Raw genomic sequence first — 20,391 nt, 5'->3', positions numbered from 1 at the left:
CTGTCAGTCACGCGAGTGATCGAGCGATGTCCATGACGTACTGGCCGTATGCCGACTGCCTCATCTCGGTGCCCCGGTGGTAGCACGCCTCGGCGTCGATGAATCCCATGCGCAGGGCGATCTCCTCCAGGCAGGCGACCCGCACCCCCTGGCGGCGTTCGAGGATCTGCACGTACTGGCTCGCCTCGAGCAGGGACTGGTGCGTCCCGGCGTCCAGCCAGGTGAAGCCCCGTCCCAGCGGCAGCAGTCTCGCCTTGCCCTGCTCCAGGTAGACCCGGTTGACGTCGGTGATCTCCAGCTCGCCGCGGCCCGAGGGCCGCTGCTCCCTGGCGATGTCCACGACCTGCTTGTCGTAGAAGTACAGGCCGGTGATGGCCTGGTCGGAGCGGGGAACGCTCGGCTTCTCCTCGATGGAGACCAGCCTGCCCTCGGCGTCCAGCTCCCCGATGCCGTACCGCTCGGGATCGCTCACCGGGTAGCCGAACATGACGCAGCCGTCCAGTTCCTCCTGGGCCCTGCGCAGCAGGTCGGGAAAGCCCGCGCCGTGAAAGAGGTTGTCTCCCAGCACGAGCGCGCAGGGATCCCCGTCGATGTGCGAGTCGCCCAGCAGAAACGCCTCCGCGATGCCGCGCGGTTCCCGTTGCGGCACGTAGGTGAAGTTCACCCCCACGTGCGACCCGTCACCCAGAAGCGCGTGCAGTGACGGAAGGGTGTCCGGCGTGGAAATAATGAGGATGTCGCGTATCTGTGCCAGCATCAGCACCGCGATGGGATAGTAAATCATCGGCTTGTCGTAGATGGGAAGCAACTGCTTGGAGGTCGCGAGGGTCAGCGGATGCAAACGCGTCCCGTTTCCTCCGGCAAGGACTATGCCTTTCATCGGAGCTCCTGCGTTTTTGTCTGCGGCGGTGCCTGAGACTACTGTTCGAGCTCCTCAGGAAATCAACCCCCGCCGTCCCGCAAAATGGTATTGCCTTTTGGCGGAACAAATGTGATAGGGGTTGGAGTGTGTCCCGTCGGAAACCTGTCGCGACGGGGCACGGCCTTCGCCACTCCGCGTTCGCGCGCCCGGAAGGACGAGTATGCGTATTCTGTTCGCAACCTACGCTGAGAAGTCGCATTTCCTGGTCATGGTTCCGCTGGCGTGGGCGCTGCAGGCCGAGGGGCACGAGGTGCGGGTCGCGAGCCAGCCGGACCTGACCGACGTGATCACCCGGTCGGGGCTGACCGCGGTGCCGGTGGGCAGGGACCACAGCCTGTGGCGGGCCAACCGGGCGTTCGGCTTCTTCGACCCCCGCAAGAAGCACAAGAGGGCGGTGCCCTTCTTCGACATGGCGGACGACCACCCCGAGCAGCTCACCTGGGAGCACTTCAAGCGGGGATACGCCCAGTTCGTCCCCTGGTGGTGCCGCCTGGTCAACGAGCCCATGATCGACGGACTCGTCGAGTACTGCCGGAGGTGGGAGCCCGACCTGGTCATCTGGGAGCCGGTGACCTACGCCGGGCCGATCGCGGCGAAGGCGTGCGGAGCGGTCCACGCGCGGTTCATGTGGAGCCTGGACCTGTTCGGCCGGATGCGCGGCCACTACCTGCGGGCGAAGGCGGAGCAGCCGCCGCAGGAGCGCGAGGACATGCTGCAGGCGTGGATCGCCGCGCACGGCCGCAGGTTCGGCGTGGAGTTCTCCGAGGAGATGACCACCGGTCATTTCACCATCGACTACACACCGCCCTCCCTGGAGCTGCCGCCCGACCCGGCCGCGGGGCCGGAGCCGCACCGTGTCCCGGTCCGGTTCATCCCGTACAACGACCGCGCGGTGATCCCGCCCTGGCTGCGGGTCGCGCCCGAGCGGCCGCGGGTCTGCCTGACGCTGGGGACCACCTCGGCGGAGAACCTGGACGGCTATCTGGTGCCGGTCCAGGAGATCCTCGACGGGCTCGCCGACCTCGACGTGGAGATCGTCGCCACCCTGCCGGAGCACCACCAGGCGCAGCTGGAGCGGGTGCCGGACAACGTGCGGCTGGTGAGCTTCGTCCCCCTGCACGCGCTGCTGCCGACCTGTACGGCGGTGATCGACCACGGCGGGAGCGGCACCTTCTTCACGACGCTGGCGAGCGGGGTCCCCCAGCTCGTCCTGCCCAACCTGTTCGACGAGCCGCTGCGGGCGCGCTACCTCGCCGAGCAGGGGGCGGGCCTGACGATGCACAGCAGCGAGGCGACCGGCGCCGGCGTGCGGCAGGCGCTGCTGCGGCTGCTCGAAGAGCCGTCCTTCGCCGAGGAGTCGCGCAGGATCCGCGACGAGATGAACGCGATGCCGGCCCCCGCGGAGGTGGCGGCCGGCATCGAGGCCCTCGTCGAGACCTACCGTGCCGCGGTCCCGGCCGCCGGCCGCTGAGAAGGGGAGGGGCATGTACGAGGCCGAGCTGGCGGACGTCTACGACGCGATCTACGCGGGGCGGGGCAAGGACTACGCGGCCGAGGCGGCGACCGTCGCGGAGCTGATCCGCGAACGGCTCCCCGCGGCGGCCGCGCTGCTGGACGTGGCGTGCGGGACCGGGTCGCACCTGAGGTTCTTCGCCGAACTCTTCGACCACGTCGAGGGACTGGAGCTGTCGGCGGACATGCTGGCCGTGGCGAGGACGCGGATCCCCGGGGTCGTCGCGCACCAGGGCGACATGCGCGACTTCGCGCTCGGCCGCGCCTTCGACGCGGTCACCTGCATGTTCAGCTCCATCGCCTACATGCGCGACGAGCGGGAGCTCGCGGCGGCGATCGGGCGGATGGCGGCCCACCTGGTGCCCGGCGGGGTTCTCGTCGTCGAGCCGTGGTGGTTTCCCGAGCGGTTCCTGCCCGGCTACGTGGCCGGGGACGTGGTCACCGTGGAGGGGCGCACCCTGGCCAGGGTCTCGCGTACGGTGCGCGAGGGCGACGCGAGCGTGATGGAGGTCCACTACGTGGTGGCCGACGCGGCCACCCCCGTCCGGCACTTCACCGTCACCCACGTGAACACCCTGTTCACCCGGGAGCAGTACGAGGACGCCTTCACCCGGGCGGAACTACGGGTGGACTACATCGAGGGCGGCCCCTCGGGACGCGGGCTGTTCGCCGGGACGCTCGTATGAGCCTCGGGCCGGGCGTGCAGGAAGTTCTGGATGAGAGGCGGGAGCCGTTCCTTGGCGTGGGACACGCCGTAGGCCTGCGCCTGCCGCGCGGCGACGGTGAGGTTGGGCAGTTCCGTCTCCAGCCAGTTCCTCGCCTGCTCGGGGCATTCGAAGCGCAGGCGCGGCACCCCCTCGGGCGCGGGGAGGGGTGGGATGACGGGACAGCGCCCCGGATACAGCAGGCGCAGCGCGATGTCCGCGGTCCGCACGTAGTGGCCGAGGAACCGCGAGACGGCGGCCCGCCTCGTCTGGTAGGGCATCTCGGCCACGGCGCGGTCCTTGGCGTACGCGCGCAGCATGCCGTCGTGGAACCGGAGCCGGTTGTCCGGCGTGATCCTCAGCAGATGCCCGCTCAGTAGGTAGTCGACGCTCTGTCTCGCCCGGTGCACGTCGACGTCCGCCGTGACGGCGGCCGTCGTCAGATCGAACGTCGGGCCTTCGTGCAGGCTCATGAGGCGGAACATCTCCGCGGCGTCGTTGGGCAGCGCCAGGTAGGAGGAGGAGAACACCGAACGCATGGACGACTGCTCGTCGCACTCGACGTCCTGGCTCTCCAGCAGGTCCTCGCGTCCCGGCGGCGTCTGGCCGACGCTGGTGAGCCCGCCGTGAAAACGGCTCGTCATCCGCTCCGCCGCGATCCGCAGGGCGATCGGCAGGTGGTCGCCGACCTGGCAGAGCCGGTGGACGAGGGGATGCTCCGCGTACCCGTTCGCCTGCCTGATGACGTGCCTCACCAAGGTGGCCGCGTCCTCCTTCGGCATGAGGTCGAGCGTCATCCTGAGGGCGCCGTCGCGGGTGGTGAGCCCCGACAGTCTGTTCCTGCTCGTGACCAGCACCAGGCACGACGGGTCGCCGGGGAGCAGCGGACGCACCTGCTCGGCCGACCTGGCGTTGTCCAGCACGATGAGGATCCGCTTGCCCGCCACCAGGCTCCGGTAGCGGCTGGAGCGGACCTGGAGGTCCTCGGAGGGTTTGGGAGTGCTTCCCAGCCCGGCCAGCAGGTGGTCGAGGGCTTCGGCCGGCATCATCGGCTGGGCCGTGTTGGAGAAGCCCCGCAGGTCGAGGTGGAGCTGGCCTCCGTCGAAGCGCTCGGTCAGACTGCGGGCGAAGCGCAGGGCGAGCGCCGACTTGCCCACCCCGGGAGCACCGCTGATCAGGATGAGTCCGGCCTCGTCCAGCCGGTCTGCCGCCGTGACGAACCCCTCCAGCCGTTCCAGCTCCCTGAGCCGGCCGGTGAATCCGGGGATGTCGCGGGGCAGCTGGGCGGGGGGCGGCGCGAACGCCGGTGGGAGGGCGTTGTCGGGGGAGGAGAGTGTCACCGGGGAGTCGGGGGCCGGGGCGGGGGAGCGGAGGGTGCCGTTCAGGATCTGGTCGTGGCACCTGCGCAGGTCCTCGCCGGGCTCGATGCCCAGCTCCCTGATGAGCAGGCGCCGCACGCTGTGGAACTGCTTCAGCGCGTCCGCCCGGCGCCCGCAGCGGTAGTGGGCCACCATGAGCAGGTGGTGGAGCCGCTCCCGCATGGGATGGGTCCTGACGAGGCTGGAGAGGTCACTGATGATCTCGGTGGCGCGGTCGGCCTCCAGCAGGAGCTGCGCGCGGTCCTCGATGGCGGTGACGCGCAGCTCGTCCAGGCGGATCCGCTCGGTGTCGGCGAGAGGGCCGACCGCGCCGCCGAACGCCGGCCCGCGCCACAGGGCGAGCGCCGCCTCCAGCCTCTTCACCGCCTCGGGCCAGGGGCCGGATCGTTGAAGCTCTCGTACGTCCTCCAGGTGCTTCTCGAAGACCTGGACGTCTATCTTGCGCGCGTCGAGCTGGAGCAGGTAGCCGTTGGCGTCGGCGACCAGGAGTCCGGAGGGCGCCCTTCGTGGCCTTTTCGGCTCAAAAGTACGTCGAAGGCGAGCTACGTAGGTATAAATGCTGCTTTCGACAGTTGTGGGAGGATTTGGGCCCCATACCGCATTGATTAACTCCTGTCGGCTGAGAGTGGTTCCGGGGCGCGTGGCCAGTGCCGCGAACAGCGCTCGCTGGGTCGGAGACCCCAGGTCAAGTTCGTGATCGCCCCGTGTTGCACGCACCGGCCCGAGCAGGTGCACCTGTACCAGGTCGTTCAACAACGCTCTCCCAGTCTCAGCCCGCCTAGAGACGCGATGAAAGGCCCTCCTGAGTGTGCGCTCAGGATCAAACGGTTGGACCTACGCATATAGCCATATCTGTGGAAACGAAGGGTCGGCAAGGGCGGTTCCTCGGGTGACACTATTGTTACCTGCGTCACAGGAGTTTCTGGACGAACTCAGGTCAATCCCGTAAGCAGGTGTCTCGCTGGCGGGACATCGTGTCATGCCAGGCGAAGGACCGCGGGACGGGCGCGCCGCCCGGGAGCGATCTCGCTCATCCCGGGGTCGCGGGACGGGTGTGGACGAGGAGTGTCCGGGGACGGCCGCGCGGCCGGGGCGCCGGGCGCGAAAGGGCGGCCGAGGGAGCACGGGGGAACCAGCGAGAAGGCGTCGAGAGGACGCCGAGAGTGCGGGCCGAGGGGCGTCGAGGGTGCGGGCCGAGAACGTGCGGGAAGCGGCGGAAATCAGCCGGGAAAACAAGACGGGAAGTGGCCGGGAAACCGCCGGCGGCCCCGCCCTCACCGGCGGGTAAAATCCGGCCGGGTCTTGTGAGACGGCACCTCCGTGTAATAGGAGTTTTTTCACCGCTCGCACCTGAAAAGCGTATCCGAGGCGGTGACGAATCCACTGGTCTCGGTTACCGTCGAGCCCGGCATCGGATTCCCGAACTTCCCGGTGAGGCGCTGGTGGTCATCGACGACATTCGTTCTCCGCGAGGTGCGCCGCTCAAGAGGGTGGTCGTCACCGGTTACGGAGTCATTTCCCCGTTCGGGGTGGGCTGGGAAACCGCGTGGTCGAATCTGATCCAGGGCGGAAGCGGTATTCGCGAGCTTTCTGGAATTGACACCTCGGGGCTCCCGGTGGGCATCGGCGGCCAGGTCCTGGACTTCGACCCCGGGGTGTGGCTCCCGGCCTCGCTGGTGCGCCGCACCACGAGACCGGCGCACCTTGCCCTGGTCGCCGCCACCCTCGCGCTGAGGGACGCCAAGCTCGACGTCGACGCCGGGCTCGCGCCGAGGCTCGGGGTGACGGTGGGCACGGCCTGCGGCGCGAGCGCCGCCGTCGTGGACGCCGGCGCCGCGTTCGCCGAGCGCGGGTTCATGGCGCTGAGCCCGTACACCTTCACCTCCACGGGCGTCGTCACGGTCGCCTCCGAGGTGGCCCTGCACGTCGGCGCGCAGGGGCCCGCCGCCTGCACGGCGACCGCCTGCGCGACCGGGGCGACCTGCGTCGGCGAGGCGATGCGGCTGATCCGGCTCGGTGAGGCGGACGTCGTCCTGGCGGGGGGCGCCGACGACACCATCACCCCCTTCGACATCGCCGCCGCGGCCAGGGCGAGGGCGCTGTCGCGCCGCTCCGGAGACCCGCGCGCCGCCAGCAGGCCGTTCGACGCCGGTCGCGACGGGTTCGTGATGAGCGCGGGCGCCGGGATCCTGGTGCTGGAGAGCGAAGAACACGCCCTCGCGCGCCAGGCCCGCGTGTACGGGGAGGTGGCGGGATACGCGGCCACCACGGACGCCCACAACCTGACCAGCCCGCATCCGGAGGGGGTGGCCGTCGAGAGGGCGGTGCGTCTCGCGCTCCGGGACGCGGGCGTCACCCCCGCCGAGGTCGGCTACGTCAACGCGCACGGCACCGGGACCCGGATGAACGACACCGCCGAGATCAAGGTGATCCGCCGGGTGTTCGCCGAGCGGGCCACGTCCGTGCCGGTGAGTTCGACGAAGAGCATGACGGGTCACATGCTGGGGGCGGCCGGCGCCGTCGAGGCGATGATCGCGATGGAGGCCGTACGCACCGGGATCGTCCCGCCCACCGTCAACTGCGACGACCCGGAGGACCCGGAGATGAACTTCGTCGCGCACCGGGCCCAGGAGCACGCGGCCGACGTGGCCGTCAGCAACTCCTTCGGATTCGGCGGCCACAACGCGGTTCTGGTCCTGCGCCGCTGGCGGGACTGATCACTCTGACCGGCGTGAAAAGTCGGAAAAGCCGTCCGGTGGGACCGTGAAGGGATTTCAGAAAATGTCTACCAAGCAGCAGGAAATGCTTTCGAATTTGGCCGACATCGTGGAGAGGGTCGCGGGCGTGCCCGCGGAGCGGGTATTGCCCGACAAGTCGTTCACCGACGACCTCGCACTCGATTCCCTGGCCGTCGTCGAGGTCGCCTTCTCCATGCAGGAGCAGACCGGGGTGGAGATTCCGGAAGAGGACCTGGCGCGCATAAGGACGGTCCAGGACTTTCTTGACTTCGTCGAACTCTCCGCGGGGTCGAATTGACCGCGCAACGAGTTCCCGAACACGGCGGCGTCGTGTCCGCCGACGCCGTGCCCGATGTCGTGCCCGATGTCGCGCCCCATGACGTTCCCCGTGACGTGACCTACGAAGAGCTGACCCCCGCCGAGTTGCTCGGCTCCGGCTTCGCGGCGCCGCGGATCAACGAGAGTCCCTGGCTGGTCCGCTGGGACCTGCTCGGCGACGGCCCCGATGTCGAGAGGTTCGTCCTGGAGGCCCTCGCGGAGACCGTGGACCTGGAGACCTCGGGCAGCACAGGGCCGAGCCGGTGCTGGCGGCGGACCCGCGAGCAGATGTGGTCGGAGGCGGGACTGCTGGCCGGCCTGATCGAGCGTGACCGCCCGAGCGCCCTGCTCTCCTTCGCGCCGCCCAGGCACGTGTACGGCGCGCTCGCGAGCGTGCTCGTACCGGCCAGGTTGCGCCTGCCCGCGTGGTACCGCCCGCAGTACTTCGGCGCGATGCCTCCCCCCGCGTCCCGGCGCTGGGCCGTGGTGGCCGTTCCCTGGACCTTCTCCATCCTGCGCAGGCAGGTGGCCTGGGTGCGGGGGACGGAGCACCTGAGCGTGCTGCACAGCACGGCGACGCTTCCCGCGACGGCGGAGTCCGTCGTCAAGGAGGCGGGGACGAGGCGGATGCGCATCGTGGAGGTCTTCGGCTCGACGGAGGCGGGCGGGATCGCCGCGCGGACCTGGACCCCGGACGGGCCGCCGTGGGAACTCTTCGACGACGTCGCGTTCGCCGTCCCCGGCGACCCCGCCGACGGTCCGGCCGGCCTCCCGCCCGAAGGACGGCCCGGCGACCCGTACGAGGAGGAGGCGCCGCTGGTGGTCCGGAGCCCCCGGCTGGCCTTCCGGCCGGGCGAGGCGCCCACGGACGTCTGGCGGACCGACGACTACGTGCGGCGGCTCGACGAGCGCAGGTTCCGCTTCGACGGCAGGCGCGACCGGCTCGTGAAGATCAACGGCCGCAGGATCGACCTCGACAGGCTGGAGGAGTCGGTGAGATCGGTGCTCCACTGCGCGGATCTGGCCTTTCTCCCGGTGGAGGACGCCTTCAGCGGCGAGAACTTCGACCTGCTCGTGGTGCAGCAGGACGGCACACCGCTGTCCGTCACGGAGGTGCGCGCGGCGGTGGGGCGGTTCGACGCCCGGCCGCGCCAGGTGCGCCTGGTCGATCGGATCGACCGCTCCGACACGGGCAAGCTCCGGCGACTACAGCGACCTTCCCTTTCCGACGCGGGAGCAGACACGTGACAGCATTGATCGACGGACGTTCCACCGAGAGCCTGGCCTCGATCGTCAGGAGCGCGCACTGGGACGCCCGGGTGGAGCCGTGCGAACACGAGGACGCCCACCGCATGCGGGCCAGCGTCGACCTGCTCGCCGAACGGCTCTCCGGCTCGGACTCCGTCTACGGGGTCACCCACGGGTTCGGCCCCCTGGTGGCGTTCTCCGCCGCCGACTCCCCCATGGAGCAGGGCGCGGGCCTCATCGCCCACCTGGGCTCGGCCCAGGGCAGGCCGCTGGACCCCGAGGTGTGCCGTCTGATCGTCTGGCTCCGCCTCAGCAGCATGCGCAAGGGCCACTCGGCCGTCTCGCCCGACTTCTGGCAGTCCCTGGCCGACCTGTGGAACGCGGGCTTCACTCCGTCGATCCCGCGTGACGGCACGGTGAGCGCGAGCGGGGACCTGCAGCCGCTCGCCCACGCGGCGATGGCCCACGCGGGCACCGGTGAGGCGTGGGTGCGCGGCGGCGACGGCGGCTGGTCGGTCGTGCCCGCCGCGCGGGCCCTCGCCGACATGGACGCCAAACCGGTCGAGTGGTCGGCCCGTGAGGCGCTGGCCTTCGTCAACGGGACCAGCGTGAGCCTGGCGGTGTGCATACTCAACCACCAGGCGGTGCTGCGGCTGGTCAGGGCGGTGGGGATGCTGACGGCGAGGATCGCCGACATCCTCGGCTCCAACCCGGAGGCCTACCACGCGGGCATCGGCCGGGCCAGGGGGCAGACGGGGCAGCTGACCGTGGCCCGGTGGATCCGCGAGGACCTTCCCGTCGGCATGAAACGCGACCCGCTCCGGCCGCTGCAGGAGCCCTACAGCCTCCGGTGCGCCCCCCAGGTCCTCGGCGCGGTGCTCGACCAGCTGTACGGGGCCGAGGAGATCCTCGTCCGCGAGGCGATGGGCTGCACGGACAACCCGATCTTCTACGAGGGTGAGCTGCTGCACGGCGGCAACTTCCACGCCATGCCGGTCGGCCTGTGCTCGGACCAGATCGGCCTCTGCGTGCAGCAGGTGGCCTTCCTCGCCGAGCGGCAGCTCGCCCTGCTGTGCGATCCGACGTACAACGGCGGGGTGCCGCCGATGCTCACCCCCCGCCCGGGGGCGGGCAGCGGGCTGGCCGGGGTGCAGCTGAGCGCCACCTCCTTCGTCTCCAGGATCAGGCAGCTCGCCTATCCCGCCTCCCTCACCGCGCTGCCGACGAACGGCGGCAACCAGGACCACGTGCCGATGGCGCTCAACGGGGCCAACTCGGTGGCCGAGGCCGTGGAGCTGGCGTGGCTCGTCGTCGGCTCCCTCGCGGTCGGCGTGGCCCAGCGGGGCGCGCTCGCCGGGCGGAACGAGACGGCTTCCGGCCTCTGGGCCGACCTGGCCAGAGTGTCCCCGCCGCTGCGGGCGGACCGGCCGCTCGCGGCCGAGGTGCGTGCCGCGAGCGGCCTGCTGCAGGAGGCCGCCGAGGAACTGCTCTCCCGCGAGGGCTGAGGCCTTTTCCCGAGGTTCGCGAATTCACGGGACCGCGCGCCGGCAGGAACCGTGAATCCCGCCGTAAAAGGAACGCCGAGGGCACCTCGGCGAAGGAAAATCATTCCTCCCCGGGGAGGAACGCTCATGAGAACGTGAAATGCGAAAGGTCTGGTAACGACGGTGGCCAAAGCAACACGCCGTGGATTTCTGGGAGCGATGGCCGTCGCGGGAGGGGCGGCCGCGGGGCTGGCCACCGGTGAATCGGCGGCGAATGCGACGACCGCGGGCCGGTCGTCGCACGGGCGTTCCGAATGCGCACCCCCTCCGAACGCGGCGACGATAAAGCCGGACGACCCGAGATACGCGGAACTCATCACCAGGGGCTACAACTCCCGGTTTCTCGCGCAGCCGGAGTCGGTCCGTGTCGTCCACTCCGCGGAGCAGGTCGTGCAGGTGGTGAACGAGGCCGTGCGCGCGGGCAAGAAGATCGTCGTACGCAGCGGCGGTCACTGCTTCGAGAACTTCGTGGACGACCCCGCCACGTCGATCATCATCGACGTCTCGGAGATGAACGACGTCTACTTCGACCCCGCCCACAAGGCGTTCGCGATCGAGGCCGGTGCCACGCTCGGGCAGGCCTACCGTTCGCTCTACCTCGGCTGGGGCGTCACGATCCCGGCCGGTGGCTGCCCGAGCGTGGGGGCGGGGGGTCACATCGCCGGCGGCGGGTACGGTCCCCAGTCGCGCAGGCACGGGCTCGTGATCGATCACCTCCACGGTGTGGAGGTCGTCGTCGTCGACCGCTCGGGCCGGGCGCGGATCGTCGTCGCCACCCGCGAGGCCCGCGACCCCAACCGGGACCTGTGGTGGGCGCACGCCGGTGGCGGTGGCGGGAACTTCGGGATCGTCACCCGCTACCTGATGCGCTCCCCGAACGCCCGAGGCAACGACCCCGCGACCCTGCTGCCCAGGCCCCCCGCGCAGCAGCTCGTGGTCTCGGCCAGCTGGAGCTGGGAGAACATGACCGAGGAGGCGCTCTCCCGGCTGGCGGACAACTACGCCCGCTGGCAACAGCAGAACCACGCCGACCCCGCCTTCGAGAGCATCGACAGCTCGCTGACCATGTACCACCGCTCCAGCGGCAGGATCGAGCTGTTCACCGCGATGGACGGCGACGTGCCCGGCGCGGACGGCATCCTGTGGACCCTGGTGCAGACCGTCGGCGAGGGTGTCGGCATCGAGCCCACCTTCGACTACTTCAGCGTGGCGCCGTGGCTGCGGGTCACCCTCTCCTACGACTCGGGAGCCGGTGCCTACGCGCTCAGGTTCAAGTCGAAGGCCGGTTACCTGAGAAAGCCCTGGACGCCGGCGCAGCTCAAGGTCGTCTACAGGTATCTCACGGAGGGCGAGGGGGACGTCGGGGCCTCGGTCTACCTGATGTCGCTCGGCGGGAAGATCAACGCCGTGGATCCCGCGGCCACGGCGAACCCGCACAGGACCGCGCCGCTCATCGGCTTCTTCGACGTCGGCTGGTGGGACCCGGCGGAGGACGACAAGTGGCTGGCGTCGATCCGCGACGCCTATCGGGAGATGCACGCCGACACGGGCGGCGTTCCCGTCCCCGGCGAGGCCTATGACGGCGCGTACATCAACTACCCCGACAACGACCTCGCCGATCCCGCGCTGAACACCTCGGGAGTGCCCTGGCACAAGCTGTACTACAAGGACAACTATCCGAAGTTGCAGCAGGTCAAGGCGAAATGGGATCCCCGCAACGTCTTCAACCACGCGTTGTCGGTCCGGTTGCCCGGAGCCTCGGACACCCTGCCCTCGCCGCCCCCGCAGACCCGTCCCAAGAACCCCCGCAAGGCCGAGACCAAGAAATACCCCCGCAGGGTTTCTCCGAGGCACGCGAACAACCTGCGTTCGCTCGGCCGCCCGGACTGAGCGAAGGGTCCCCCGCCGGGACTTTCCTCCCGGTGGGGGCCCTGCCCCGTTCCCTAGCGCGGTGTCAGGTAGACGACCCCGAGGTCGCGCCGCCGGATCGCCTCGGCGAGCTCCTCGCGGGTCGGCGTGCGGTCGACGTTGACGACGATGCCGAGCCGTTGCCGTGCCTCCTTGAGCCCGATCTTCTCGATCAGGGACTCCATCTCGGCGGCCATGGTGTCGGGATCGTCCATCAGTTCGGCGCGCATGGGGGTGCGCACCCCCATCTCGGTCACCTCGATATCGGCGCCACCGCGCAGGTTCGCCTTCCATCGGGCCTCGGTGTAGACACACGACCTGCCGCTCTCGTCCTGCTTCATGACAGGAATCTCGTATTTTTTCCCGGTCTTTCTTCCGGTGATATGAAGCAGTATGACGCCGGCGACGGAGCTCGATTTACCCTTGCGTATCTGCTTGCGCATCATAGGGTTGAAGAGGCGCATCATGAATTTCATCACGACGGGCGTTTCCTTGATGGTGACCGCGTGGGACGTGTTTTCCGACATGGCTCATTGTTTCATCTTCGCGGGGATTTAAAGAGGGGGTGCGGCCGATTCCTCGGACGGCGGACCGCGCGGTCCGCGCACCGCACGGCGAGCGGGGCGGGGTGCGGGCGGGATCAGGCGGGACGCCGGGGTGCGGGGGCGGGGTCAGGCCGGACGTCTGCTCTTCGCGTCACCGCTGTTCACGGTGCCGGGGGCGTTCGCGCTCTCGTCGAGGCGCCAGTGTGCCCGGCCGCCCACGAAGGTGGCCACGCACCGGCCGGGCCCCTCGTGGAGCAGGGCGGTGTAGGCGTCCCGCTCGCCGGCCTCCACGGCGAAGACGGCGAAGTCGGCCCGGCCGCCCCGTCCCAGGGAGCCCAGGCGGCCGGGTCCCTCGTCCATGCCCAGCGCCCGCGCGCCGCCCAGCGTCACCGCCTCGACCAGGAGGCGGTCGTGGTCCGGGGCGTGCGAGAGCGCGCGGGCGACCGAGAGCGGGTCGCCGCCGGTACGGGTGCCGACGGCGATCGCGCTCTCGCCGTCGAGGAGACCTTCCGCGGCGAACGGCGACGAGATGGCGATCACCGTGCCGCGGACCTTGAGGAGTTTGCGGTCGGCCTCGTCGAGCGGACCGGAGATCGCGATGTGACAGCCCGCGGTGAGCACCCCCACCTCGTCGAGGAAGGCGATCGGGCGGCGGCCGGGTTCGGCGTGCAGCCGGAGCCCGAACGTCCGTGACAGGACGGCGAGGTCCTCCATGACGAGGGGGTCGGGGGAGTGGGCGGCGATGCCGATGACGCCGGGGTGGTCGACCTCGCGGATCGCGGTGATCAGGCGGTCGCGTCCCTCGTCCTCCCACCGCTCCTCGTCCTCGCAGCGGGTCTCCAGGTAGGTAACGCCGTCCAGCCCGGCCTCGCCGAGGGTGGAGGCGGCGTCGAGATCCGCGGCGATGCCTCCCACCGCGGTGACGCCGTGCACGGAGGCCGGGGGCGAGGTCCTCTCAAGCCGGAGATGCGCGTCGATCAGCCCCGGAACGATCATGCCGGGCCAGTGCACCGGGGAGAGCAGGGGGTGGGCGGCCTCGATCTCGGCGCGCGGCCCGACCCGCACGATCCGGTCGCCCCTGACGACGATCGCGCCGTCCCTGACGGGAGGGCTCGCGACGGGCAGGACGAGGGGCGCGCAGTGGATGGAGACGACCGCCCGGGCACGCGTGCCGATGGTCCGACCGGCCCGCGTCGACATAGGCACTCCTGTATGTTCGTCCCCTTTGGAGAGGTTAAGGGGATGAACCGAAGATCTCAAATGCATCTCGGGTAAACGTCTCGCGGACCTCCTTGACAGCGGGTTGTTGATCTATTTGAAAGCTGTCTATACCGTTTTAGCGTGATACGACCCCCCAGGTTGCTGAAGGTACTGCTTGCCGCGATCGTACTGATCCCCATCGGTCTCACCTCCGTGCCCGCCTCCGCCGAGCCCGCTCCCGACCCGGAAAACCCCTGGCGCGTGGACCACTGGCCCCGGACACAGCCCTGGCAGCAGGACGCCCCCGAGACAGGGGCCGCGCGGCGGGCCGACCCCGCCGCCCCGGCACCGATCGACCCGCAGAACTGGAAGAACCCGGACCACATGACGTGGGCGGACTACCGCAAACCACCCGGCACCAACTGGGCCGACCCCTCGGCGAAAGGGTCCAAGCGGACCTTCCGTGGCGCGCTCGTCCTCGTCGACTATCCCAACCAGCCGTTCGTGGTCACCCAGCCCAAGGGCTCGACCGTGTTCAAGAACCCCAGCGCCGAGGCCCACGACATCCCCCGCGAGAAGGTCGCCCGGTTCTACCAGGACTTCCTCAACACCCCCAACGAGCTCAACCGGGGGCACACCATCCACGAATACTGGATGGAGGACTCCGGAGGCCGCTACGGCGTGGAACTCGCCTCCTTCGGCCCGTACCTGATGCCGGGCAAGTCACACGAGTACGCGATGGAGTTCCAGGGAGGCACGGCCTGTCCGTCCGGGGACACCTGCACCAGGAACATCAGGACCGACGCGCGGGCCGCGTGGGTCGGCTCCGTCGGCCAGGAGGTCCCCGCGGGCTTCGACTTCGTCTTCTACCTGAGCGCGGGGCAGGACGAGTCGGCGACCTGGCAGGAGTTCGGCCCGATCAAGTTCCCGACCAAGGAGGCGGTGACCGACGACTTCGGCCCGCCCGACCCGGCCCTGCCCAACTGGGCCAGGACCCGCTACGTGGAGTGGACGTCCTGGGCCTCGGCCGCGTCCATCTGGCCCAACGCCGGAGGCGGCTCCTCCACCCAGGCCGAGAGTTCGGGGCAGGGCGTCTACGCCCACGAGCTCAGCCACATCCTCGGCATCGGCGACAACTACAACAACCCGTTCGGGGTGCCACCGCGCCGGGCGTACACCGGAGTCTGGGAGATGCTCAGCCGGGGAAGCTTCAACGGCCCCGGCGGCCCGCACAGCCGCTGGCTGATCCCGCCCACCTCGGGCGGCTCGATGGGCGCCCAGCACATGCTCCGCAACAAGATCAAGCTGGAGATGGTGGACGAGGCGAACGTGCTGCGCCTGTCCAGGGAGGCGCTGGCCGACTCCGGCCTGGTGGTGGCCAAGGTGACCGCCCGGGTGGCGCAGCCGGGACCCGGCGGCCTGTCGGGCGTCAACATCGCCTTCGGGAACGGCGACCGCAGCCCGGCCTGCGACGTGAACACCGACCCGTTCTGCGACGGCGGCGGCTACGACAACTACACCGTCGAGGTCGTGGACAGGATGGGCGCCGACTCCTTCACCCCCGACTCCGGCGTGCTGCTGGCCAAGACCAAGAACGAGGACCGCGCGCCCTTCGAGTGGGTGGTCGACGCCAACCCGCAGGACATCGGCATGACCGACTACGTGCTGCCGGACGGCACCGCCGTGCCCATCACGATCGGCGACTACCGTCAGCTGTCGGACGCGCTGTTCCACGCGGGCACCGGCTCGGGCTCGGAGTTCGAGTACGTGGACCAGGCCAACCGGCTCCACTTCTACGTCCTGGACCTCAAGCGCGACCGCGAGGGCGTCCTGTCGTACACGGTGGCGATCCGCTCCCTGGACGGCGCCGGCCCGAACGGGCGCGGAGTGAGGCTGCTGCCGTCCGTCGGCGTCCCGAAGGGGAAGGAGCTGACGTCCTGTCGCTTCCCGCTGTTCAACACCGGCAGGGTCGCCCCGGCACGGGGGCAGCACCCCGAGGACGTGAGCGCCTACCTCAAGGGTGACGTCTACCGGCTGTCGGCGAGCGTCGAGGGCCGCGGCTGGACGGTCTCGCTGCCCAACGAGCTCGCGACCGCCGACTCCGGCGGGAACACCCTGGTCACCGTGAACGCGCTGCGCGCGGCGAAGGGCGGCCATCTCGCGAAGGTGACCCTCACCGCCACCTCGGAGAGCGACCCGTCCAAGAAGGCGAAGGCGACCTGCCTCGTGCTGGGACGTTAGCGCCGGGCCCGCGTCCCACCCGTCCCGTGCGGGGACCGGGGCGCGGGTCAACGCGTCGTACCTCTACCCGTGCCCGTGCGTGCCGTGCCCGTGCCTGTGAGTGCCGCGTGCCGTGCTCACGCCGGGGGTGGGGCCGCGTGTCAGGACTCGGAGGCCGTCAACAGGTGCCGGGCGGCGTCGCGCGCCTCGTCGATGCTCTCGTGGAACAGCTTCTCGACCTGCCGGGCCTGTTCGCTCAGGCGTTCAAGGCCGGGGAGGTCCAGCGTGTCCGCCGCGGTCTCGGCGACCAGCGCCTCGTAGCGCGGGGTCCGTTCCGCGAGTGTCCGCAGCTGCTGGTAGGCGCGGTAGACGCCGTCGGCCTTGCGCACCTGCCTGGCGTACTCCTCCAGCGCGCGGACCCGCCTGGTCAGCGAGATCTCGGCGGTCTCCAGGGCCTTCACATAGGGGGCGAAGGACTCGGCCACCTCGGGCGGGGGATCGCCGGGTACGAGCCGGTTGTGCTCGGCCCTCATGTCCGACAGGAGCACCAGTTTCCTCGCGATCTGCCAGGTCTGCTCGGGCAGGGTCACCGCGTTGTCGACGGTGTCGAGCAGGTTCGCCCTGTTGATCTCGGAGGTGAGGATCGACTCCTCGGCGTCCTGCGCGCGGCGGAGCAGGTCTCCGCAGTCGCGGTCGAGGTCTTCCGGCAGGATGAACCGGTCCTTGTGCTCCATGGCCACCCGGACGCGCCGCCGCTCCCGCCGGCCCTCGGGGTCGTCGCTCACACCGCGCAGCGTGGAGAAGACGACGAGGACGAGGACGGCGACGAAGCCTCCCGTAGGACTCAGGCTCGCCATGAGCAGCAGGAGGCCGGCGATCGCGACCAGCTTGACGGGGTCGGGTCCCCTGCGCCGGGGAACCTGCCCCAGCCGGGCCGCGCGCAGCGCCTGCGGACTGGCGCGTAAGACCGAGGAGATCGGGGCCGGCAGGGCCGGATCGACCAGAAAATGCGGGGGACGTCTCCTCTGATCCACGCGACCTCCTTGTGGCGGGGAGTACAGGACCGGTCCTTCCACTGTCACCCATAAAGGGAGAAAAGGCGCACTTACCAATGCCGAACGAGGACATCGACGATTACGGATGCCGACGTCGACAGTTAACGGTCCGGACGTAAGGCGATGTATAGACTCGAAGGCGATGAACGACTTCACGCGTTGGATCGATCTTGAAGGTGCCGTCAACGTCCGCGACCTCGGCGGGCTCGCCACGGTGGACGGCGGGACCACACGCTTCGGCCGGATCTACCGGTCCGACAACCTGCAGGGGCTGACCGGAAGAGACGTCCGGCAACTCGTCACCGCTCTGAAGCTCCGCAACGTCGTCGACCTGCGCTCGGGTCCCGAGGTGCGTCTGGAGGGGCCGGGGCCGCTCACCAAGGTGCCGGAGGTGAACATCCACCACCACACCCTGTTCGCCGAGGGCGGCGTGTACACCGACGTCGAGGCCGACACCATCGAGGCCGACAAGGTGCTGCCCTGGACGGAGGAGCGGCTGGAGGAGGATCTCGCCGAGCTCCGGGTGACCGGGTTCTACTACGGCTACCTTCGCGACCGTCCCGACTCGGTCCTGGCCGCCCTGCGCGCCCTCGCCCTCGACGAGGGGGCCGCCATCGTCCACTGCGCGGCGGGCAAGGACCGCACGGGCGTCGTCTGCGCCCTCGCGCTGGAGGTCGCCGGCGCCACCCGCGAGGCGATCGTCGCCGACTACGTCGCCACGGGCGACCGCCTTGAGGACATCCTGGCGCGGCTGCGCTCCAGCACCACCTACCGCGCCGACCTCGACACCCGCCCGGCAGACGACCACCGGCCGAGGTCGGAGTACATCGAGCGGTTCCTGAGCGTCCTCGACGACCGTTTCGGCGGACCGCTGGAGTGGCTCGCCTCCCACGGCTGGAGCGAGGGCGACTCGCGTCTCCTGCGCGCCCGCCTGCGCGACTGACGGTCAGGAACCGGAGGTTTCCAGAGTGACGACCCGGCGCTCGGCGGCCGAGCGCCGGGCGGCCTCCAGCACGGTGAGCGCCTCGACGACCTCTTCTGGGGCGACCGGTGGCGGGGTGCCCCGGGTGAGGCACGCCACCACGTCCCGGTAGAAGCGGGCGTAGGCGCCGGGCTCGGTGGGGACGGCACGGGCCTCCTCGCCGGGACCTCCGCCCTCCGCGCCGAGGGTGCCCCACCGCTCGGACGGCTCTTCGCCGAAGCCGGGGGAGGCGGGGGTCAGCCCGGCGCGCAACTGCTCCTCCTGCACGTCCAGGCCGTACTTCAGGTAGCCGGCCCGCGAGCCCAGCACCCGGAAACGAGGGCCCAGCCGGGGAGTGACCGCGCTCACCCACAGGTGGGAGCGGGCCCCGCTCGCGTGGGAGACGGCGATGAAGGTGTCGTCGTCGGAGTTCACCCCGCGGCGGCGCACGTCGGACTCGGCGTAGACCTCGACGGCCGGACCGAGCAGCCGCAGGGCCTGGTCGACGAGGTGGCTGCCGAGGTCGTACAGCAGTCCCGCGACCTCCTCGGTCCCGCCCGTCTCGCGCCAGCCGCCCTTCGGCACCGGCCGCCAGCGTTCGAAACGCGACTCGAATCGGCGCACCTCGCCCAGCGCGCCCTCGGCGACGAGGCGCTCGACGGTGCGGAAGTCGCCGTCCCAGCGCCGGTTCTGGAACACGGTCAGCATCAGGCCGAGATCGCCCGCCAGCTCCGCCAGGCCGCGCGCCTGCGCGGCGGTCGCGGCCAGCGGCTTGTCCACCACCACGGGCAGGCCCGCCCTCAGCGCGGCCTGCGCGAGCGGGACGTGCGTACGGTTGGGGGAGGCGATCACGACCAGGTCGACGGAGTCCCACAGCTCGGCGGCGTCCCCGGTCGCCCGTGCGCCGTACTTCTCCGACACCTCGGCGGCCCGCCCGGGATCGCCGGTGACCACCGCGGACAGTCTCAGACCCGGCGTCGTGGAGATCAGCGGGGCATGGAAGAACGCCCCGGCCACGCCGTAGCCGACAAGGCCGACGCGCAGGTCGGTCATGGCGCGGCCGGCGGGTCGGCGGCCGGGGACGGGTGCCCGCTTTCGCGCCCGGCGAGGCCGGCGCGCGGGTCAGTCACCGCGCCGCTCGTCACGCTCGGCCAGGAACGCCTCGAACTGGGCGGCGAGCTCGTCGCCGGTCGGCATCTCCGAGGACTCGGCCATCAGGCTGTCGCGCTCGGAGCCCGCCGCGAACGCGTCGTACTGCTGCTCCAGGCCGGTGATGGCGGTGGACAGCTCCTGGGAGGCCTGGATCTGTTCGGCGATCTCGGCGTCGGTCTTCTCCGCGGCCTCGCGCAGGCTCTCCAGCGGGAACACCAGCCCGGTGCCCTTGGTGACCGCCTCCAGCGCGGTCACCGCGGCCGACGGGTATTCGGCCTGGGCGAGATAGTGCGGGACGTGCACGGCGTACCCGAGGGCGTCGTGCCCCTTGGCGCCGAGCCGGAACTCGATCAGCGAGGCCACGCTGCCGGGCACCTGGACCTTGCCGAAGGCGCTGGTCTGGCCGGTGACCAGCTCGGGACGGCTGGCGTGGCCGGTGACGCCCAGCGGGCGGGTGTGCGGGACGGCCATCGGGATGCCGTGGGTGGTCACCAGCTTGCCGACCTTCAGCCGGGTGACCAGCGTGTCGACGGCCGCGGTGAACAGCTCCCACTCGCGGTCGGGCTCGGGGCCGCTGAGCAGCAGGAACGGGGTCCCCGTGGTGTCGTGGACCAGGTGGAGCACGAGCTCGGGGCTCTCCAGGGCGACCCAGCGGTCGGTGTCGAAGGTCATGGTGGGCCTGCGGGAGCGGTAGTCCAGCAGACGGTCCACGTCAAAGGTGGCCACGACCTGGTGCTCCAGCTCGTCGAGCAGGTGGGTGATGGCGAGTTTTCCGGCGCCGCCCGCGTCCACGAACCCGTCGAAGTGGTAGAGCAGCACCGGATCGGTCAGCTCAGGGACGTCTCCGCTGAGCCGGTAGAGATCCGTCGGGTCGAACACCGTTTCCAGCCTTTCGTCGGTCGTCTTTTCAGCTCAACCCGCTGGGGGGCCGCTGAATTCCGCCTGCTCTCGGCGATCACACGGCACCCTACCGGGGCGCGGTGGG

The 20,391-nt window shown here is 70.3% G+C and carries 16 protein-coding genes; 9 read left to right on the top strand and 7 right to left on the bottom strand.

Going from position 1 to position 20,391, the window contains the following annotated elements; translation table 11 throughout:
* Nucleotides 1-7 precede the first annotated feature (7 nt).
* Nucleotides 8-880, bottom strand: a complete 873-nt coding sequence (gene rfbA / locus ACFY3D_RS10705; protein ID WP_389977511.1) for a glucose-1-phosphate thymidylyltransferase RfbA — start codon at nucleotides 878-880, stop codon at nucleotides 8-10.
* A 202-nt stretch (nucleotides 881-1,082) separates the two neighbouring features.
* On the opposite strand from rfbA, the gene ACFY3D_RS10700 reads away from it, so the two are divergent.
* Nucleotides 1,083-2,393 (top strand): activator-dependent family glycosyltransferase, encoded by a 1,311-nt coding sequence (locus ACFY3D_RS10700; RefSeq protein WP_389977508.1) that lies wholly within the window; start codon nucleotides 1,083-1,085, stop codon nucleotides 2,391-2,393.
* A 13-nt stretch (nucleotides 2,394-2,406) separates the two neighbouring features.
* Nucleotides 2,407-3,120, top strand: coding sequence for a class I SAM-dependent methyltransferase (locus ACFY3D_RS10695; protein WP_389977505.1), 714 nt, complete (start codon nucleotides 2,407-2,409; stop codon nucleotides 3,118-3,120).
* On the opposite strand, the gene ACFY3D_RS10690 is transcribed toward ACFY3D_RS10695, so the two are convergent.
* Entirely contained in the window at nucleotides 3,066-5,270 is a 2,205-nt protein-coding gene (locus tag ACFY3D_RS10690; RefSeq protein WP_389977502.1) for a BTAD domain-containing putative transcriptional regulator, read from the bottom strand. The genes ACFY3D_RS10695 and ACFY3D_RS10690 overlap by 55 nt on opposite strands.
* Nucleotides 5,271-5,959: 689 nt before the next feature.
* Between ACFY3D_RS10690 and ACFY3D_RS10685 the strand changes: the two genes are divergently transcribed.
* The 5 genes from ACFY3D_RS10685 to ACFY3D_RS10665 all read left to right on the top strand — a co-directional run bounded on the left by ACFY3D_RS10685 (nucleotide 5,960) and on the right by ACFY3D_RS10665 (nucleotide 12,255).
* Complete coding sequence (locus ACFY3D_RS10685) at nucleotides 5,960-7,234, top strand: beta-ketoacyl-[acyl-carrier-protein] synthase family protein (protein WP_389977500.1); 1,275 nt, start codon at nucleotides 5,960-5,962, stop codon at nucleotides 7,232-7,234.
* A 64-nt stretch (nucleotides 7,235-7,298) separates the two neighbouring features.
* The gene (locus tag ACFY3D_RS10680) at nucleotides 7,299-7,553 is read left to right on the top strand and encodes an acyl carrier protein (RefSeq protein ID WP_350949577.1); all 255 of its coding nucleotides are present in this window, start codon (nucleotides 7,299-7,301) and stop codon (nucleotides 7,551-7,553) included.
* Nucleotides 7,550-8,821, top strand: a complete 1,272-nt coding sequence (locus ACFY3D_RS10675) for a long-chain fatty acid--CoA ligase (RefSeq protein ID WP_389977497.1) — start codon at nucleotides 7,550-7,552, stop codon at nucleotides 8,819-8,821. Before ACFY3D_RS10680 ends, ACFY3D_RS10675 begins: the two co-directional genes overlap by 4 nt.
* Nucleotides 8,818-10,326 carry an aromatic amino acid ammonia-lyase gene (locus ACFY3D_RS10670; RefSeq protein ID WP_350949575.1) on the top strand — a complete coding sequence of 503 codons (1,509 nt, stop codon included), beginning with the start codon at nucleotides 8,818-8,820 and terminating at the stop codon, nucleotides 10,324-10,326. Before ACFY3D_RS10675 ends, ACFY3D_RS10670 begins: the two co-directional genes overlap by 4 nt.
* A 162-nt stretch (nucleotides 10,327-10,488) precedes the next feature.
* Entirely contained in the window at nucleotides 10,489-12,255 is a 1,767-nt protein-coding gene (locus ACFY3D_RS10665) for an FAD-binding oxidoreductase (RefSeq protein WP_389977494.1), read from the top strand.
* A 53-nt stretch (nucleotides 12,256-12,308) separates the two neighbouring features.
* Here the strand turns inward: ACFY3D_RS10665 and ACFY3D_RS10660 are convergent, their stop codons facing one another.
* Entirely contained in the window at nucleotides 12,309-12,716 is a 408-nt protein-coding gene (locus tag ACFY3D_RS10660; protein ID WP_350949593.1) for a nitroreductase/quinone reductase family protein, read from the bottom strand.
* A gap of 228 nt (nucleotides 12,717-12,944) precedes the next feature.
* The gene (locus ACFY3D_RS10655) at nucleotides 12,945-14,018 is read right to left on the bottom strand and encodes a hypothetical protein (RefSeq protein ID WP_389977491.1); all 1,074 of its coding nucleotides are present in this window, start codon (nucleotides 14,016-14,018) and stop codon (nucleotides 12,945-12,947) included.
* A gap of 141 nt (nucleotides 14,019-14,159) precedes the next feature.
* Between ACFY3D_RS10655 and ACFY3D_RS10650 the strand changes: the two genes are divergently transcribed.
* Nucleotides 14,160-16,259, top strand: a complete 2,100-nt coding sequence (locus ACFY3D_RS10650; RefSeq protein ID WP_389977488.1) for a M6 family metalloprotease domain-containing protein — start codon at nucleotides 14,160-14,162, stop codon at nucleotides 16,257-16,259.
* A gap of 140 nt (nucleotides 16,260-16,399) precedes the next feature.
* Here ACFY3D_RS10650 and ACFY3D_RS10645 read toward each other — a convergent pair whose 3' ends face one another.
* A complete protein-coding gene (locus ACFY3D_RS10645; RefSeq protein ID WP_389977486.1) occupies nucleotides 16,400-17,272 on the bottom strand; it encodes a hypothetical protein in 873 nt (290 codons plus the stop codon).
* Between the two features lie 163 nt (nucleotides 17,273-17,435).
* Here ACFY3D_RS10645 and ACFY3D_RS10640 point away from each other — a divergent pair, with 163 nt between their 5' ends.
* On the top strand, nucleotides 17,436-18,236 hold the full coding sequence (locus ACFY3D_RS10640; RefSeq protein WP_389977483.1) for a tyrosine-protein phosphatase: 801 nt from the start codon (nucleotides 17,436-17,438) through the stop codon (nucleotides 18,234-18,236).
* A gap of 3 nt (nucleotides 18,237-18,239) precedes the next feature.
* Here the strand turns inward: ACFY3D_RS10640 and ACFY3D_RS10635 are convergent, their stop codons facing one another.
* Together ACFY3D_RS10635 and ACFY3D_RS10630 are read right to left on the bottom strand one after the other, a co-directional pair.
* A complete protein-coding gene (locus ACFY3D_RS10635) occupies nucleotides 18,240-19,307 on the bottom strand; it encodes a Gfo/Idh/MocA family oxidoreductase (protein ID WP_389977480.1) in 1,068 nt (355 codons plus the stop codon).
* Nucleotides 19,308-19,376: 69 nt separating this feature from the next.
* Entirely contained in the window at nucleotides 19,377-20,285 is a 909-nt protein-coding gene (locus ACFY3D_RS10630; RefSeq protein ID WP_389977477.1) for a proteasome assembly chaperone family protein, read from the bottom strand.
* Between the last annotated feature and the right edge of the window lie 106 nt (nucleotides 20,286-20,391).

The sequence above is a fragment of the Streptosporangium sp. NPDC000509 genome, from assembly GCF_042898365.1.
Classification (GTDB): Bacteria; Actinomycetota; Actinomycetes; order Streptosporangiales; family Streptosporangiaceae; genus Streptosporangium.
Note: the sequence above shows the minus strand (reverse complement) of the source record. Positions and strands in the feature narration are given on the sequence as shown.

Bases quoted from the DNA above. Each gene is read 5' to 3' on its own strand.
- ACFY3D_RS10680 (WP_350949577.1), top strand. From the start codon at position 7,299: ATGTCTACCAAGCAGCAGGAAATGCTTTCGAATTTGGCCGACATCGTG.
- ACFY3D_RS10640 (WP_389977483.1), top strand. From the start codon at position 17,436: ATGAACGACTTCACGCGTTGGATCGATCTTGAAGGTGCCGTCAACGTC.
- rfbA (WP_389977511.1), bottom strand. From the start codon at position 880: ATGAAAGGCATAGTCCTTGCCGGAGGAAACGGGACGCGTTTGCATCCG.
- ACFY3D_RS10700 (WP_389977508.1), top strand. From the start codon at position 1,083: ATGCGTATTCTGTTCGCAACCTACGCTGAGAAGTCGCATTTCCTGGTC.
- ACFY3D_RS10695 (WP_389977505.1), top strand. From the start codon at position 2,407: ATGTACGAGGCCGAGCTGGCGGACGTCTACGACGCGATCTACGCGGGG.
- ACFY3D_RS10660 (WP_350949593.1), bottom strand. From the start codon at position 12,716: ATGCGCAAGCAGATACGCAAGGGTAAATCGAGCTCCGTCGCCGGCGTC.
- ACFY3D_RS10655 (WP_389977491.1), bottom strand. From the start codon at position 14,018: ATGTCGACGCGGGCCGGTCGGACCATCGGCACGCGTGCCCGGGCGGTC.
- ACFY3D_RS10635 (WP_389977480.1), bottom strand. From the start codon at position 19,307: ATGACCGACCTGCGCGTCGGCCTTGTCGGCTACGGCGTGGCCGGGGCG.